This is a genomic window from Deinococcus arboris, from assembly GCF_009755355.1.
GTDB lineage: Bacteria > Deinococcota > Deinococci > Deinococcales > Deinococcaceae > Deinococcus > Deinococcus betulae.
Genome location: NZ_WQLB01000028.1, coordinates 1 through 15538 on the forward strand (window position 1 = coordinate 1; position 15538 = coordinate 15538).

Annotated in this window: 17 protein-coding genes; 12 read left to right on the forward strand and 5 right to left on the reverse strand. The window is 66.0% G+C overall.

The window, feature by feature from the left end:
- Positions 1–153 precede the first annotated feature (153 nt).
- From GO986_RS16810 to GO986_RS16820, 3 genes are all read right to left on the reverse strand, one after another.
- Entirely contained in the window at positions 154–1092 is a 939-nt protein-coding gene (locus GO986_RS16810) for a DNA polymerase III delta subunit-related protein (RefSeq protein WP_369409439.1), read from the reverse strand.
- Complete coding sequence (locus GO986_RS16815) at positions 1089–1841, reverse strand: metallophosphoesterase family protein (protein WP_224573220.1); 753 nt, start codon at positions 1839–1841, stop codon at positions 1089–1091. The genes GO986_RS16810 and GO986_RS16815 overlap by 4 nt, the downstream gene beginning before the upstream one ends.
- Positions 1842–2064: 223 nt before the next feature.
- Complete coding sequence (locus tag GO986_RS16820; protein WP_157460466.1) at positions 2065–3141, reverse strand: S66 family peptidase; 1077 nt, start codon at positions 3139–3141, stop codon at positions 2065–2067.
- 459 nt (positions 3142–3600) lie between these two features.
- On the opposite strand from GO986_RS16820, the gene GO986_RS16825 reads away from it, so the two are divergent.
- The 3 genes from GO986_RS16825 (at position 3601) to GO986_RS16835 (ending at position 5548) form a co-directional block, all read left to right on the forward strand.
- Positions 3601–4503, forward strand: coding sequence for an SDR family oxidoreductase (locus GO986_RS16825; protein WP_157460467.1), 903 nt, complete (start codon positions 3601–3603; stop codon positions 4501–4503).
- Between the two features lie 33 nt (positions 4504–4536).
- Positions 4537–5031 (forward strand): YciE/YciF ferroxidase family protein, encoded by a 495-nt coding sequence (locus tag GO986_RS16830; RefSeq protein ID WP_157460468.1) that lies wholly within the window; start codon positions 4537–4539, stop codon positions 5029–5031.
- Between the two features lie 313 nt (positions 5032–5344).
- A complete protein-coding gene (locus GO986_RS16835) occupies positions 5345–5548 on the forward strand; it encodes a DUF2171 domain-containing protein (protein WP_157460469.1) in 204 nt (67 codons plus the stop codon).
- A gap of 115 nt (positions 5549–5663) precedes the next feature.
- Here GO986_RS16835 and GO986_RS23045 read toward each other — a convergent pair whose 3' ends face one another.
- Entirely contained in the window at positions 5664–5972 is a 309-nt protein-coding gene (locus tag GO986_RS23045; RefSeq protein WP_157460470.1) for a hypothetical protein, read from the reverse strand.
- A 74-nt stretch (positions 5973–6046) separates the two neighbouring features.
- Between GO986_RS23045 and GO986_RS16845 the strand changes: the two genes are divergently transcribed.
- The 6 genes from GO986_RS16845 (at position 6047) to GO986_RS23265 (ending at position 9237) form a co-directional block, all read left to right on the forward strand.
- Positions 6047–6619 carry a 5-formyltetrahydrofolate cyclo-ligase gene (locus GO986_RS16845; RefSeq protein ID WP_157460471.1) on the forward strand — a complete coding sequence of 191 codons (573 nt, stop codon included), beginning with the start codon at positions 6047–6049 and terminating at the stop codon, positions 6617–6619.
- Positions 6620–6636: 17 nt separating this feature from the next.
- The gene (locus GO986_RS16850; protein WP_157460472.1) at positions 6637–7239 is read left to right on the forward strand and encodes a DinB family protein; all 603 of its coding nucleotides are present in this window, start codon (positions 6637–6639) and stop codon (positions 7237–7239) included.
- Between the two features lie 27 nt (positions 7240–7266).
- Entirely contained in the window at positions 7267–8343 is a 1077-nt protein-coding gene (locus tag GO986_RS16855) for a PilT/PilU family type 4a pilus ATPase (RefSeq protein ID WP_157460473.1), read from the forward strand.
- A 337-nt stretch (positions 8344–8680) separates the two neighbouring features.
- Positions 8681–8872, forward strand: coding sequence for a hypothetical protein (locus GO986_RS16860; protein ID WP_157460474.1), 192 nt, complete (start codon positions 8681–8683; stop codon positions 8870–8872).
- 71 nt (positions 8873–8943) lie between these two features.
- A complete protein-coding gene (locus tag GO986_RS23260) occupies positions 8944–9075 on the forward strand; it encodes a hypothetical protein (RefSeq protein WP_255449397.1) in 132 nt (43 codons plus the stop codon).
- A 54-nt stretch (positions 9076–9129) separates the two neighbouring features.
- The gene (locus tag GO986_RS23265) at positions 9130–9237 is read left to right on the forward strand and encodes a Rho termination factor N-terminal domain-containing protein (RefSeq protein WP_255449398.1); all 108 of its coding nucleotides are present in this window, start codon (positions 9130–9132) and stop codon (positions 9235–9237) included.
- 14 nt (positions 9238–9251) lie between these two features.
- Here GO986_RS23265 and GO986_RS16870 read toward each other — a convergent pair whose 3' ends face one another.
- Positions 9252–10136 (reverse strand): SMP-30/gluconolactonase/LRE family protein, encoded by an 885-nt coding sequence (locus GO986_RS16870; RefSeq protein WP_157460475.1) that lies wholly within the window; start codon positions 10134–10136, stop codon positions 9252–9254.
- Between the two features lie 140 nt (positions 10137–10276).
- Between GO986_RS16870 and GO986_RS16875 the strand changes: the two genes are divergently transcribed.
- The 3 genes from GO986_RS16875 (at position 10277) to odhB (ending at position 15327) form a co-directional block, all read left to right on the forward strand.
- Positions 10277–13123, forward strand: coding sequence for a 2-oxoglutarate dehydrogenase E1 component (locus tag GO986_RS16875; RefSeq protein WP_157460476.1), 2847 nt, complete (start codon positions 10277–10279; stop codon positions 13121–13123).
- A gap of 340 nt (positions 13124–13463) precedes the next feature.
- Positions 13464–13865, forward strand: coding sequence for a hypothetical protein (locus GO986_RS16880; RefSeq protein ID WP_157460477.1), 402 nt, complete (start codon positions 13464–13466; stop codon positions 13863–13865).
- A gap of 178 nt (positions 13866–14043) precedes the next feature.
- Complete coding sequence (gene odhB / locus GO986_RS16885) at positions 14044–15327, forward strand: 2-oxoglutarate dehydrogenase complex dihydrolipoyllysine-residue succinyltransferase (protein ID WP_157460478.1); 1284 nt, start codon at positions 14044–14046, stop codon at positions 15325–15327.
- Positions 15328–15538 lie beyond the last annotated feature (211 nt).

The window sequence follows — 15538 nt, forward strand, 5'->3', positions numbered from 1 at the left end:
TAGGGAGAGGCCAGTCCAGGCCAACTCTGGCTAAGCCGCTTTGTCCACGGTTCAATCGGAGCAGGCAGGAAGACTCTACTTTCAGGCGCAGCGGTGTGGGCATTGCTGACGAAAGCTACATCAGAGAGGCTGGAATTCCGCAACACCCGGCGGCTAAGCGTAGCCAAAGGCGTCGCGCAGGCTCAGGGCGAACACCTGAAAGCTGAGACTGGGGCTGGCATACGCTTCCAGCGCGTCTTGCAAGGCGCTCAGGGCCGCGTCGGCGCGGGCGCGGGCGTGGGGCGGGGCCACGCGCCAGGCAAAGCGCAGCGCTTCGGGGTGCCAGGTGGGATTCCAGCGCTTTTCCAGACCCTCGGCTTCCTGAAGGGCAGGCAGCAGCCCCGTGTCCAGCGCCAGCGTGAAGGTGCGGGCGTCTTCCAGAGCGGCCCGCACGGCCTCGGCCACCTCCAGCACGCCGGGACGGCCTGCGGCGAAGGCCACCAGCTCGGCGTCTGGTTCCTGACCGGCCAGGGTCAGGGCGCGTTCCAGCAGGCGGTCAGCCACTGGCGTGACACTCAGGCGGGCGCTGCGGCTGACGATGGTTGGCAGCACCGCGCGCAGGTCCTCGGCCAGAAAGACGAACAGCGCCCGGTGCGGCGGTTCCTCGACCAACTTCAGCAGGGCATTGGCAGCCTCCTGGCCCAGATGCTCGGCCCCGTCCACAATCACCACGCGGCGGGCAAAGGTGGGGCGCATCTCTAAAAATTCAAAGACATGGGTGTCGTATTCGCGCGCCTTGTCGCGGCCAGAGAGCACCGCACCAATCGGAATCAGTTTGCGCCGCGCCGCCTTGCCAGTAGCGGTGGTGGCGCGAGGCTCGACCAGCAGCGTGTCGGGGTGGCCCCCAGCGGCCAGGGCGCGGCACGACGCGCAGGCGCCGCAGGCCTCGCCCGCCATGCCTTTCGTGCCGCTGCAGTTGTGCTGGGCGGCGATGGCCCAGGCCAGGGCGCGCTTGCCCACACGCGCGGGGCCAGTCAGCAGCAGAGCGTTGCCCCCAAAGGGGAGGGTCTGTTCCAGCAGGGCGCTGTGCAGCCCAGCGGCCGGGGCGCTCACTTCCCGATGGCCAGTCGCGCCGCCAGCACCTGCGGCAGGCCCGCTTCCAGGGCGGCTTCCTGCGCGCGCTCGATGTCATAGTTCACGCGAAAGACCTCAAAGTGCGCCCGCGAGGAATCGTAGACGGCGTAACTGGCCTGTGGGTTGCCGTCGCGCGGCTGGCCCACGCTGCCGGGGTTGAGGATGACGCGCGTGCTGGGCGGCACCATGTAGCTGCCGCCGTCCTGAAAGTGCTGCACCTTGATCCAGTCGCCCACCGGAGAATTCAGGGTGGCGTAGACGGCCGGGTTGTGGGTGTGGCCCACAAAGCCCAGCCGGCCCTGCCACTGGGTAAAGGCCTCGCGGGCCGCCGGCACCGAATCGGTGTAGTCGTCCAGGCTGCTTGGGGTGCCGTGGCGGTAGCGCGCGCCGACATCGGGGTCGTCAATGCCGTCGCGCCACAGCCGCACCCACTCGATATCCCGCTCGGACAGGCGCGCCAGCTGCCAGCGCAGGGCCATGGAAACCACGCTGTCCTTGGCTTCCTTGCGGCCCCCGGCGTACTGCAGCAGCATGTCGTCGTGGTTGCCCAGGATGCACACGGCGTCAAGGTCGCGCAGGGCGTCCAGCACCTCGCGCGGGTGGGGCCCGTACCCCAGCGCGTCCCCCAGGCTGATGACCTGATCGTAGCGGCGCCCGGCCGCATCGGCCATCACCGCCTGCAGCGCGGTGTGGTTGGCATGAATATCAGACAGCAACAGCAGCCGCACCGCCCCATAGTACCGCGCCAGACGCCGATTCGGTGAGCTGGATTTCTGAACCGGGTCGCTCTAGAGCCTTCTGCATGACCCTTCCACGTTCTGAGGCGGCGTCGGGCTGTTCGCTTGCCTGGTGACGGCCTGGAACACAGAACCCGTGACCCGAGGTAGCCCCTGAGTTCTGGACCCGCATGGCCTGGCAAGCCCGGACCTTCACCGCGTGGGCAGCCTGCCCTCAGGGCCAGATGGTGACGCGCCTGGCCTGCGGGTCTAACCGCGCCTGGGCGCCCAGGGGCAGGGTCAGCTGCGGACTGGTGTGACCGAACTCCAGGCCAGCGACCACTGGCAGTTCCGGGCGGCCAGCTTCGGCCAGCACGCGCCTCACCCAGCCGTGCAGTTCGGCTGTCATCTCGGGGGTATAGCCGCGTGGGCGGGCCAGCAGCAGCCCGGCGGCCGCGCCCAGGATGCCCTGAGCCGCGTAGTTGCGCAGCCAATAGCAATAGCCCACCTGATGCGGCGGGGGCATATCCTCGCTGGTTTCCAGGGCCAGCACAGCGCCGCGCCACAGCGCTGGCGACGGCCAGCCCGGCGTGCCGTTGAGCATGTCCAGCACCTCCAGGCAGCCGCCCATCAGGTGCCCCTGGGCGGGGGCGTCCCCCTGAAGCCAGGTCCAGCCCTCTGCGGGGGAAACCGGCGTGAACGTGCGCGGCACCTCCTGGGCCGCCTCGTCGCGCCAGTCGGGCCCCCCGGCGGTCCATTCCGGGGCCGGCTCCAGGTCAAAGGGGGCGGGCTCGTCTATCAGCGCCCGGCGCAGGCCCCGGACGGTAAAGGGGTGCAGGCCGCCGTTCTCGGCCAGGTCGGTCAGCAGGGCCGGGCCGTGGTAAGCCATAACACCCGCGCGCAGAAACTGGGTCAGGGTGACGGTGCTGTCGCTGAAGCCCAGGAAGGCCTTGGGGTGCGCCCGCAGGAGGTCAGGGTCCAGGTGGGGCAGCAGCCGCACGCTGTCGTCGCCGCCGATCACGCTGACCATGCCGTGAATGTCCCCCTGCGTCAGCGCCCAGTGCAGGTCGTCGGCGCGGGCCTGGGGGTGGGCCGCCAAGTAGTCGGGGCCGCGCAGGGCGTTTGGCGCGGGCACCACCTCCCAGCCAAAGGCGCCGGCCACCTGACGCACACCCGCGCGGTAGCGGTGCATGACTTCAGTGACAAAGCCGCTGGACAGGCTCAGGGCCGCCACCCGCGAGCCGGGCCCCAGGCGCGGTGGCCGCACGAAGCTGGGCGGGGTCGTGGGGCTGGCTGAAGCGTCCGTCGTCATGCCCGGCAGGCTAGCCCGGCGGAACTGCGCCGGCATGGCGCACATGGCCCAGTGTCTCTGGATGATCTGGCCTGCCCCTGCCGCCTTGAGTCAGGACCGCCTTTTGGGTGCGACAGGTTGGTGCTGGAGGCAGGGCGCACTGAAAGGGGACGGGTGTGCTTCTTCCACCGTCACCGCCCGTTGCTGCTCTCCGCTTTTCCTAGCCCCGCCAGCCGCTCAGGGACTGCGGTGGTCTGGCGCTGAATCATCGCAGACCCGCCTGGCCGTCCCAGGAACGCCAGAAGCAGCAGAGCACCGCTGCACGACTCCACATGAAGGCGCCCGGAGCCTCCGCCCCAGTCAGCACAAAACGCGGTGAACCCTTCTTCAGCGAACTCTTGCCCGGCGTGCCCATCAATTTTCAAGACTGGCGCGGTCACCGTGACGCATGTTCGTTCGTCCCCAACCCCAGGAGGTTCCATGACCAAAGACGACCCCAGCCAGACCCCCGAAACTGCCCCCGCCAGCGCCATGCCCGAGCAGCTGCCGGCCGAGACCCAGGCGCAGCAGCCCGGCCGGGAAGCCGACATGAGCCTGGCCCCGGTGGTCATCCGCGAGGGGTACCAGGGCAGTGGCCGCCTGAAGGGCAAGGTGGCCCTGATTACCGGCGGCGACAGCGGCATTGGCCGCGCGGTGGCCGTTCACTTCGCCCGTGAGGGCGCCGATGTGGCCATCGTTTACCTGGACGAAACAGAAGACGCCCGCGCCACCCTGGCCATGATTGAGGCCGAAGGCCGCCGGGGGCTGCTGCTGGCCGGCGATGTGGGCGACCCGGCCTTTTGCCAGGACGCGGTGAACCGCACGGTGGACACGCTGGGCGGCCTGCATGTGCTGGTCAACAACGCCGCCGAACAGCACCCGCAAGAGAGCATCACGGACATTACGCCCGAGCAGCTGCTGGGCACCTTCCGCACCAACATCTTTGCGATGTTCTATCTGGTGCAGGCGGCGCTGCCGCACCTGAAAGAGGGCAGCAGCATTGTCAACACGACCAGCGTGACGGCCTACCGGGGCAGCCCCAAACTGCTGGACTACGCCAGCACCAAGGGCGCCATCGTGGCCTTTACCCGCAGCCTCAGCGGCAGCCTGGCCGAGCACAAGATTCGCGTGAACGCCGTGGCGCCGGGGCCCATCTGGACGCCGCTGATTCCCAGCACCTTTGACGCCAAGAAGGTGGGGGAGTTTGGTCAGGACGTGCCACTGGGCCGCGCTGGGCAGCCCGCCGAGGTGGCCCCGGCATTTGTGTTTCTGGCCAGCGACGACAGCAGTTACATCACGGGCCAGGTGATTCATCCCAACGGCGGGGAAATCATCAATGGCTGAGCCCTTCTCATTCCCTATTCCCAAGGAGTCATCATGACCACCCTCAAAAACCTGCAGGACCTGTATGTTGAGCAGCTCCGTGACCTCTATTCCGCCGAGACGCAGCTGGTCGAGGCGCTCCCCAAGATGGCGGCCGCCGCCAACGACGCCCTGCTTCAGCAGGGATTTCTCAAGCACCTGGCCCAGACCCAGCAGCAGGTGCAGCGCCTGGACACCATCTTTGCCGACCTGGGCCAGACCCCGGGCGGCCACACCTGTAAGGCCATGCAGGGGCTAATTGCTGAAGGCGCCGAAATGATCGCCGAGAACGCCGCGCCCGCCGTCAAGGACGCTGGCCTGATTGCCTGCGCCCAGCGCGTCGAACACTATGAAATCGCCGGCTACGGCACCGTGGCCCGCTACGCCCAGGTGCTGGGCCACCAGCAGCATCTCGAAGTGCTGCGCGTGACCGAGACCGAAGAAAAGGCCACCGACAGCGACCTGACCACGCTGGCCGCAACGATTAATCAGGCAGCCGCACAGGCCTGACAGCGGCACCCAGAGCGGCCACTGGCTTCTCCTTTGGCCGCTTCTCAGGCAAAGGGAGTGAGACTTCGTTACAGACAGCGGCAGAAGTGGACTTGAGGGGCGCCTCTCGCCCCAAGGTGGAGAGGGCGGCTCTGAAAGGGGACTCAGGCGGGTAGCTTCAAAGTGCGGTAGAAGGACCTGCTCTCAAGGAGCAGGGCGGCCGCATCAACGGGAAGCCGCCCTGAAGTCTTAGCTCATCTGCATTCAGGGGCAGGGGTTCAGAGTAGAGAACACTTTGACCCGCCCACACGCGGCGGCCGGGAGGAGGCCACCTATGAACGAAATCACCCAGGGCATGCCCATTTTCTGCGCCGACGGCATTCAGCACGGCACGGTGGTCGAGATTGACCGCGACTACATTCGGATGCGGCTGCCGGACGACACCCGCGACCATTTTATTCCGCTGGACACGGTGGCCCACGTCGAGGACGCCGTTCACCTGAAGCTCAACCACCACGACCTGCTGGCTACCCTGTAAACCAGAGAGCGAGTCGCAGCGCGCTATAAGCATACTTACCCTAACGGGGCCCCTGTTCTGGCGGTCCCAATTTTTCCTGCCACTGACAGAGTGCGTGGAGATGCCCTAGCACTACTTAAACACCCTTGCTGGACAAGGTCTCGCCGTCATCCCATTGTTTTGGCCACAGGTGGGTAACGAGGAGCACCAAACAGTTCCGTGACCACTGCGGGTCCTGCTCGTCTGGGTCTGCTTTGTAAGATCTAGAGCCGATTTCAAGCTTGTATACGTCTAGCTCGCCAGTAATCTCAAGCTGTTGATAGTAAACGGCCCTCACGGATGCTCCCTCAGGAATATCGGGATGTGTAGAGGCTTGTATGATTCCTACTTCCTCTGGGTCATAGCGTTCAACACGGATAACTACTTGGGGATATGCTGGCTTCATATCTACCAATTTATGGGCCTCCCGACCGATAGGATTCCTCACTGACGTGTTTAAGTAGAGCTACCTTGCGGCCTATGCTGACCGCCGGCGCCTACCGCGAACAGGTCTGGGATGAACTGGCCCGCAGACGTGCCTGCGCCTATCCCCTCCCGCCGCATGGCCACTGCCCCAACTTTACCCACGCCCGCAAGGCCGCCGCGCAGCTCCTGGCGCACCCCCAGGTGGCGGCCCTGCACACCCTGATCGTGGGGCCAGAACGCGCGCTGTATCCGCTGCGGGGGCTGGCCCTCAAGGCCGGTAAGACCCTATACGTCCCTCACCAGAAAAAAGAAGGCTGGTACTGGACACTCTCGGACCCGGCGGGCGCGCGCCTGAGCGCCATGCCCACCCACGGTGAACCCACACTAAAACCAGAGGGCGCCCAGGCCGCCGTCCTGGCCTGTGTGGCGGCAGACCCGTCTGGCGCGCGGCTGGGGAAAGGGTTTGGCTGGGGGGCACGGGGACTGCGCCTGAACCTGCCCGAATACACCCTGGCCCACCCGCTGATGCTGCCGGACCAGTTGCCCTGTCCGCCCGACTCGCAGGTGGCGCTGATCGGCACGGCGGGCGGAGTGCTCGTCTGCCCGGCCGAAACTTCAGGGCTCTGAGGCGCGTACCATGCGGTATGAGCCGACGCCCCAGCGCCTACGTGCCCGCCCTTGTTACGGTTGCCACGGTGGGGGTGGCCGCTGGCGCCGCCTACCTGGCCCGCACCCGCAAGAAAGAGGTCACAGGCCTGGTGGTCAGCCGGGTGCTGGAACGGCCCGTGTCCCGCAGTTCGTACAGCGACCTGGGCCAGAGTCTGGAACGTGCCGGCACATTCCTGACCGGCCGGGCCGAGCGGGCCGCCGACACCCCGGCCAACCGCGAAGTGCTGGGCCACATCATTGGCATTGAGCGCTGGGGCCAGGGGCGCCTGCGGGCCGCACTGGGCGCAAAGGCCGACCTGGACGGCAGTTACCACAGCCACCGCCCGCCGCAGGACACGCCCCTGCGCGAGTTGCGGCAGCTGGTCACCACCACCCGCGCCGCCACCGTGGACCTGACCCGGCGCCTGCACCGCACCCCGCCCGACGACACCCTGACCATTCCCCACAACCAGTTTGGCCCCATGACCCCCAAAGCCTGGTTGCGCTACCTGATTCAGCACGCTGACTTAGAGAGCCGGCGGCTGCGGGGTGGTGCGGCGGCACCAGAAGCCGCCCCCACCAGTGCAGCAAAACTGTAAGACCCGACCCTCTACCCTGAGGGAGCCATGAGTGTCCTCAACAGCGTCCTAACCGCCATTGTGAAAGACGGAGCCAGCGACATCCACCTGCGGACCGGCAGCGCCCCGGCTGGGCGCGTAAATGGCCTGATTAAGCGCTACGGCGACACCCGCCTGGGACCAGACCACGTGGAGGCCTTTGCCCGAGAGATGATGTCGCCCCCCATGTGGGACGACTTTACCCAGCGGCGCGAGGCCGACTTTGCGTACGGGATTCCGGGACTGGCGCGCTTCCGCGTGAATGCCTACTGGCAGCGCGGCACCATCGGCCTGATTATGCGGGTCATTGAGGACAAGGCCATTCCCAACTTTCAGCAGCTGGGGCTGCCCATCGAGACCTTTGAGCAGCTCGCGCAGCACGAGCGCGGCCTGATTCTGGTCACCGGGCCCACCGGCAGCGGCAAGACCACCACCCTGGCCAGCCTGCTCGACCACATCAACGACACGCAGCCCGTCAATATCGTGACCCTGGAAGACCCCATTGAGGTGCTGCACAAGGACAAGACGGCCATGATCAGCCAGCGCGAACTGGGCATGGACACCCTGACCTTTGCCAACGGCCTGCGCGCCTCCATGCGCCAGGACCCGGACGTGATCCTGATCGGCGAGATGCGCGACAAGGAAACGGTGGAAGCGGCTTTGAGCGCGGCGCAAACCGGCCACCTGGTGTTTTCGACGCTGCACACGCAGGACGCGGTGCGCACCGTTAACCGCATCATCGACTTTTTCGCCCCGCACGAGCGCGACCAGATTCGTCAGGGGCTGTCCGAGAGCATCGTGGGCATCATCAGCCAGCGCCTGCTGCCCAAAGCCGGGGGCGGGCGCGTGCTGGGCCTGGAAATCCTGCTGGGCACGCCCACCGTGCGCGAGTGCATCAAAGACCCCGAACGCACCGAGGAAATCAAGCAGGCGCTGCAAGAGGGCGGGTCGCGCGGCATGCACACCTTTGACCAGCACCTCGCCAGCCTGGTGCAAAGCGGCCAGATGACTGAGGAAGACGCTCTGGCCAGTGCCACCAGCGCCCACGAACTGAAAATCATGATGATGCGCGCCCAGTACGCCTGAGCTGAACTTCGGGCGGACGAGCAAAGCGGCGCGGCTGAACGAGCAGGCGGAGGACAGGGCCAGAACGCGGGTACCCCTCCTGAGCATGCAGCCAAGGGACAAAGATGGGAGAGCGGCCAAGACGCGGGCCGCTCTTTTTCATGGCTGTTGTAGACACGCGCCACAAAACGCTGAGGCTCTGTTGGGGTGGGCTTCATAGGGTAGGCGGGGGTACGTTCTGGGCCGGGGGGGTGCGCTTTGCTGGGGACAGTTGTTCACCGCTGCGGCCTGCTGGGCGCACGCCGGGGCCGTCTGCTCCGTTGTCCCTGACCCTTGCGTCCTGACTGAGAGGTTCCCCATGAAACTGCACAACATCCTGTATCTGCTGGGCTTTGGTTCAATCGCGCTGAGTGCGTCGCAGTATTTCCAGAGTGACGCTTCGAACAAGGAGCGCGACGGCCTGTTCGTGGGGCACTGGGCGCCCACATTCTTTATTCTCGGCAAGATTATTGAGGACAAGAGCCGCCTCAACCGCTCTTTGACCGAGTAACCGTCTGGAGAAATAAGCGCGCCGGAGCAGCCTTGCAGCCCCGGCGCGTTTGCCTTTCAAGGAGGTGGGCCATGCCCGACGCCTGGAGCAAGAAAGATGAGCGGCAATACGAGCACATTAAAGACAGCGCCCTGGAACACGGCGAGAGCGAGGACCGCGCCGAGGAACTCGCCGCCCGCACCGTCAACAAACACCGGCGGTAGGAGGGGCGCACCCCCAACACCCGCACCCAGGGCACCGGCAACCCCCACACAGCCTTGGCCGACCTGAGCCGCGACGAACTGTATAACCACGCCAAGGAAAAAGACGTGCCGGGCCGCAGCCGCATGAGCAAGGCCGAGCTGGTCGCCGCACTGGGCGGCTGAATTGGGCGGCTGACCTACAGCTTCAGGCTCTGGACCACCGTCGGCACCCGCCAGAATTCCGTGCTGGTGGTGATAAAGAGAGTGGTTCCCTCCGGGCCACCAAAGCAGAGGTTGGTGGCCTTCTGCCCCAGCAAGATGCGGCCTAGTTCCTGGCCGTCTGGGCTGAGGACATGCACGCCGTCGCCTGCACTGCTCCAGATACGTCCGGCTTCGTCGAGGCGCAGGCCGTCAGTCTTACCGGGGTCCACCCGGAAGTGTTCGCCGTCCAGCGTGGCCTGCCCATCCGGAGTGACCCGGTAACGGTAGGTCGCGCTGTCGCCGGTATCGGCCAGCAGCAGCAGGTCGGGGCGGGCAAAAATCAGGCCGTTGGGTTTGAAGCGGTCACGAATAGGCGCCGTCAGGGTGCCGTCTGGGGCGAGGCGAAAGACCCAGCGGCCCGGCAGTTCCATCGGGGCGCCGGTGCCACCTTCTTCTGGCTTGTCCAGGCCGTAGCTGGGGTCACTGAACCAGAGGCTGCCGTCAGGGTGCAGCGCCACGTCGTTGGGCGAATTGAGGCGCTGGCCCTCGAAACGGTCGGCCAGGACGGTCCAGTGGCCATCGGCCTCCTGGCGCAGCAGGGCGCGCTGCCCATGTGAGCAGGCAATCAGGCGGCCCTCGGCATCGATGCAGTGTCCGTTCTGGTAGCTGCTGGGGTGCAGTTCCTCCTTCAACTCGCCCGCGTCGGTGTAGGCCCAGGTGCGGTTGCCCGCCACATCGCTAAAAATCACGGCGCTGCGCGCCGGCACATAGGTTGGGCCTTCACCGGCCTGATAGCCCCGGCCCAGGCATTCAGGCGCCGCGCCGGTGGGAAACAGTCGCAGGAAGTCGGGATGGGCGGCCTGAAAGGCGGGGTGGGTCATGGCCCTATGCTGCGGCCTGAGCGGCCAGCAGTGCCAGCGCCGGGCTGTCCGGCTGGCCCGAATGGTTACGCGCACAGGAACAAAGAAGGGGTGAAGGGGGCGGGCGTCAGGCGCCGCAGCCAGCGGTATGCTGAGGCGTTATGACGCAGTCGCAGACCATCATGTCCGGCGGGAACGCGGCCTTTATCGAGGGGCTGTACGAGGCCTACCTGGCTGACCCCCAGAGTGTGGACGCCGAGTGGCGGGCCTACTTCGACGAGGTGCGCGCCGGGGCGCAGGAAACTGCCCACTCGGCCATTCAGCAGGCTTTTTATCAGCTGGGTACCCAGCGCCGGGGCCAGACCCTGGTGCCCGCGCCACAGGGCGTGGGGGGCGCGCAGCAGGCCGCCGGCGCCCTGGTGACGGCCTACCGCGTCTACGGCCACATCAGCGCCCGGACCAACCCGCTGAAGATGCGCGGCCTGCCGGTCGTGCCCGAACTGACGCCGGAATACTACGGCCTGTCGGCGGCCGACCTGAACCAGCCTGTGCAGGACGGCCCCTTTGCCGGCGCCCTGCGCGACGTGATGGCCCAGCTGCACGACACCTACTGCGGGGCCATTGGCTTTGAGTTCTCCTATCTGCCCGCGCCCGAACGCGCGTGGTTTCAGGAGCGCATTGAGGCCGGACGTGGCCGGGGCCAGTACACCCGCGAGGAACGCCGCCGCCTGATGGTCAAACTGAACGCCGCCGAGGGGCTGGAGCTGTACCTGAAAAACAAGTATCCCGGCGTCAAGCGCTTTGGTCTGGAAGGCGGCGAGAGCTTTATTCCGCTGCTGGACCGCATCATTCAGCAGGCTGGGAAAGCGGGCGTCAAGGAAGTCGTGATCGGCATGGCCCACCGCGGCCGCCTGAACACCCTGGTCAACATCTTCGGCAAGCCCAGCTCCGTCCTGTTCGACGAATTCGACGGCAAGAAAAAACTGAGCGACAACCCCGACGTGGCCGGCGACGTGAAGTACCACATGGGCTATTCCAGCGACGTGCGCACGCCTGGCGGTCCCATGCACCTCGCGCTGGCCTTTAACCCCAGCCACCTGGAAATCGTGTCGCCGGTGGTCCACGGCAGCGTGCGCGCCCGGCAGGACCGCCGGGGCGACCTGGAGCGCCGCAGCGTGCTGCCCGTGACCATCCACGGCGACGCCGCCGTCAGCGGGCAGGGCGTGGTCATGGAAACCCTGAACCTCTCGCGCCTGCGCGGTTTTTCTACGGGCGGCGCGGTGCGGATCGTCATCAACAACCAGGTGGGCTTTACCATCTCGGACCCTCGCGACACCAGAAGCAGCCGCTACTGCACCGACGTGGCCAAGATTGCCAACGCCCCCGTGCTGCACGTCAACGGCGACGACCCCGAAGCCGTGGCCTTTTGCGGCGACCTGGCGCTGGCCTACCGGCAGGAATTTGGCAAGGACGTCTTTATTGACCTGATCTGCTTTCGCCGCAACGGCCACAACGAAGGCGACGAGCCGCGCATGACCCAGCCCATTATGTACCGCGAGATTGACGCCCATCCCGGCACCCGCGCGCTGTATGCCAAGGAACTGGAGGCGGCGGGCGTGCTGGAACCCGGCGAGGGCGACCGCCTGGTGGGCCGCCTGCGCGACCAGCTGGACGCCGGCGAGGCCGTGGTTGAGGAAGTGGAGAACCTCGCGCAGAGCAAACTGGCCGTGGACTGGAAGGAGTACACCGGCACCCACTGGCGCGACGAGGTGCCCACGGCCGTGCCGCAGGACAAACTGACAGAACTGGGCCTGCAACTCACGGCAGTGCCCGAAGGCTTCAAGGTTCACCGGACCATCGAGCGCACGGTCATCAAGCCGCGCGCGGCGATGGCCAGAGGCGAACAGCCGCTGGACTGGGGCATGGGCGAGATGCTGGCCTACGCCACGCTGCTGGAGGAGGGCCACGGCGTCCGCCTGGTGGGCCAGGACTCGGGGCGCGGCACCTTTGTTCACCGTCACGCGGTCCTGCACGACCAGAATGCGGCTGACCCCATGAACGAGGAATACATGGCCCTGGCGCACCTGCGAGACGGCCAGGGCCGCGTGGAAGTCATCGACTCCACCCTCTCCGAGGAAGCCGTGATGGCCTTCGAATACGGCTACTCCACCAGCGAGCCCAAGGCGCTGGTGGCCTGGGAAGCCCAGTTCGGGGACTTTGCCAACGGCGCCCAGGCCGTCATTGACCAGTTCCTGAGCGCCGGGGAAAGCAAGTGGCAGCGCCTGTCGGGCCTGACCCTGCTGCTGCCCCACGGCTACGAAGGGGCCGGTCCGGAACATTCCAGCGCCCGTCTGGAGCGCTACTTGCAGCTGTGCGCCCAGAAGAACATGCAGGTTGTGGTCCCCAGCAGCGCCGCGCAGATTTTCCACCTGCTGCGCCGCCAGGTGCTGCGGCCCTACCGCAAGCCCCTGATCGTGATGACCCCCAAGAGCCTGCTGCGCAACAAGCAGGCCATGAGCCCCCTGTCCGACCTGGCCACCGGCCGTTTCTGCGAGGTCATTGGCGACGAGACGGTGCAGAGCGCCCGGCGCGTGGTCATCAGCTCGGGCAAGCTGCACTGGGAACTGGCCGAGGCGCGCGACGCCGACCGGGACGGCTACGCGGGCACGGCTCTGATTCGCCTGGAACAGCTGTATCCCTTCCCGGCTCAGGCTCTGGCCGGAGAACTGGCGAAGCACCCCGGCGCGCAGGTGGTCTGGGCGCAGGAAGAACCTGAAAACCAGGGCGCCTGGCTGATGATCTGGGAAGACCTGGAAAAGATTCTGTCCCCCGGACAGACCCTGAAGGCGTCTACCCGCCCGCGCGCCGCCAGCACCGCCGCCGGGTATGCCAGCGTGCATGCCAAAGAGCAGGCCAAGGTCATTGCCGACGCTCTGGGAGAAAAGGTCAGCGGCGAGGTCGTAGAGGAACAGAAGGAACTGGCCGAAACCGCCAAGCAACAGGGCTAATCCTGCGTCTTTCTGGCCGCCGCGAGTTGCACGCGGCGGCCTTTGTTCTGTCCTCTTTTGCGTCAAGACCAGCACATGAAGAGGCTCACAAGCGGAGGCACTTCTCAGCTCGCTCTCAGCTTTCTGGTCTCTTTTTGACGCTGTGGTGGAGAAACCAGTAGACCTTCACCCCTCCTGCAGTTCACTCCTGGCTGTCTCCTCAAGAGGGGCACACGGGGGCACCCTAGCCTCATGAGGACACACCACGACTTACACCTTTTGGAGGTGCCCTATGCGAATGTTGTCAATTGGTGTTAGCGGAATACTGCTCAGCCTGGCCACGGCCGCTGGTGCCCAATGTGTGCAGAAGCCCAGCCACGCTTTTAATGGCCTGGTGCCGATTGTGTATCCCAGTAGTAATGGGGGCGCGCTGCTCCAGCGGGCCTGTGATGCCGGGGCCCAGCGCCTGGCCAGTGACGTGATGGCCAGTGCCAAAGCCCAGGGGATTGCCGTGAAATGGGTCGAGATTTACGGCGCGCGGCGCTGGGGGTCTACCTTTCACGACCTGATCTACAAGACTCGCGCTTACGGGTACAACCAGGCCAGCTTTGCCAAGTACAACGTGGTGCCCAGAAGCAAGATGAGCGGCGGCGAGTTCCTGGTGTACGCCAACAAGACCGGCAAATACATCGCTATGGCCTCGTATCAGGAAGGCACCAGCACCGCCAATACGGCCGACGTGTTTGTGGTGTACGGCAACTAGAGGAGGGGAAGCGCCCTCTCTAGCCATCAGGAAAAGGCAAGCGCCCTGGGTTCAGAGCCCTGAGGCGCTGCGCTTTTTTTGGCCTTCTGAAGTTCAGCCATAGGGACGTTCTCCTGCCGCCAGCCGTCCCGCGTCCCCGGCCCAGGCACAGGGCCAGAGGGGTATAACAGAAGGCGCTATGGCGGATATCAAAGTTCCTGTTTTTTCCGAGTCGGTCAGCGAAGGCACGCTGCTGGAGTGGCACAAGAAGCCCGGCGACGCAGTCAAGCGCGGCGAAGTGCTGGCCCAGATTGAAACCGACAAGGTGGTGCTGGAAGTCACGGCCCTGCAAGACGGCGTGCTGGTCAGCGTTGCCAAGAACGAGGGCGACACCGTGCTGAGCGAGGAAACCCTGGGCGTGGTGGGCGAGGCGGGCAGTGCTCCGGCCCCCACCGCCAGCGCCGCCGCTGACCCCGCTGCCGGCCCGGTGGCCAATGAAACAAGCGCGGGCGGAACTGCTGCCCAGCCGGACAGCGCCCCGGCCGGCAGCCTGCTGGGCAACGAGGCCACCCGCCGCGACGACCTGTCACCGGCGGTCCGCAAGATTGTGGCCGAGCAGGGCCTGAACCCCGCCCAGATTCCGGCCACAGGCCCGCGCGGCAACATCACCAAGGCCGACGCTGTGGCGGCTGCGCAAGGCGGCGGCACGCAGCAGGGCCCGCAGACCGCTGCGGCGCCTGCGCAGGCCAGTGTGACGCCCGCCGCCAGCATTCCGGCCGGCGCCCGCCCCGAACAGCGCGTGCCCATGACCCGCATCCGTCAGCGCATCAGTGAGCGCCTGAAGGACGTGCAGAACACGGCGGCGCTGCTGACCACCTTCAACGAAGTGAACATGAAGCCGGCGATGGACCTGCGCAAGAAGTACCAGGACCAGTTTGTCGCCAAGCACGGCACCAAGCTGGGCTTCATGAGCCTCTTCGTGCGCGCCGCCACCGAGGCCCTCAAGGCCTTCCCCGTGGTCAATGCCAGCGTCGAAGGCAAGGACATCATCTACCACGGGTACTACGACATAGGCATTGCTGTGGCCAGCGAGCGCGGCCTGGTGGTGCCCATCCTGCGCGACACCGACACCATGAGCCTTGCGGGCATTGAAAAGCAGATCGCCGAGTTTGCGACCAAGGCCAAGGGCGGGAAACTGACGCTGGACGACATGTCGGGCGGCACCTTCTCCATCACCAACGGCGGCACCTTCGGCTCCATGATGAGCACGCCCATCATCAACGCGCCCCAGAGCGCCATTCTGGGCATGCACAACATCATCGAGCGGCCAATTGCCCAGAACGGGCAGGTTGTGATTGCCCCCATGATGTACCTCGCGCTGTCCTACGACCACCGCATCATTGACGGCAAAGAAGCGGTGCAGTTTCTGGTCATGATCAAGAACCTGCTGGAAGACCCGGCCCGGATGCTGCTGGAACTGTAAGGGCAGAGAATGGACGATTGGCCGTGAACGGGCAACCGCACCAGCAAGAAGGGCAGGCCAAGGGGAAATCCCGGCCTGCCCTTCTTCCGTTCCACTGATAAGGGACAGCATCGGCTTCCAAAAGCCATCAGAAGGGCATTGTCTCCCTCGACCCTGTGTCCACCTGACTCTGCACCCCAAGCGGGCCTGCCCAGAGATTAGGACTATCTGC